This is a genomic window from Pseudomonas sp. MONT-RG-20F-20-E-7-02 (genome assembly GCF_022662395.1).
GTDB lineage: Bacteria > Pseudomonadota > Gammaproteobacteria > Pseudomonadales > Pseudomonadaceae > Aquipseudomonas.
The window spans coordinates 1-407 of sequence record NZ_JAKNQN010000043.1 but is presented as its reverse complement, the minus strand read 5'-3'; the positions used below and the strand labels follow the sequence as shown (position 1 = coordinate 407).

The following is a 407-nucleotide window of genomic DNA, read 5'->3' as shown; positions in this document are numbered from 1 at the left end:
TTCGCAAGATCAGCAGGAACGCTTCGGCCACGACCCGGCTGGAAACCTGCTGATGCAGGATCGTCCCGGCCCGGACATCGTGGCGGGGAATCGGTTGGTGATCCAAGGCGATCATCATTATGACTATGACGCGTTCGGCAATCTGATCCGCCAAAGACGCGGCAAGGGTCACCAACTCGTCACCGAATATCGCTACGACTGTCAGCACCGGCTGATCGGCATCACTCAGCCCAACGGCAAAACCGCCAGCTATCGCTACGACCCGTTTGGTCGGCGAATCAGCAAAACCGTTGATGGGATAACCACTGAGTTCTTCTGGCAAGGCGACAAGCTGGTTGCCGAACATCACGCGGATCGTCATCGCAGTTACATCTACGAGCCGGACAGCTTTCGGCCCTTAGTACTGT

Annotated in this window: 1 protein-coding gene; it reads left to right on the top strand. The window is 57.0% G+C overall.

What is annotated here, in order from left to right:
- On the top strand, positions 1-407 hold a 407-nt coding region (locus L8I05_RS29455; protein ID WP_242176731.1), incomplete at both ends, for an RHS repeat domain-containing protein.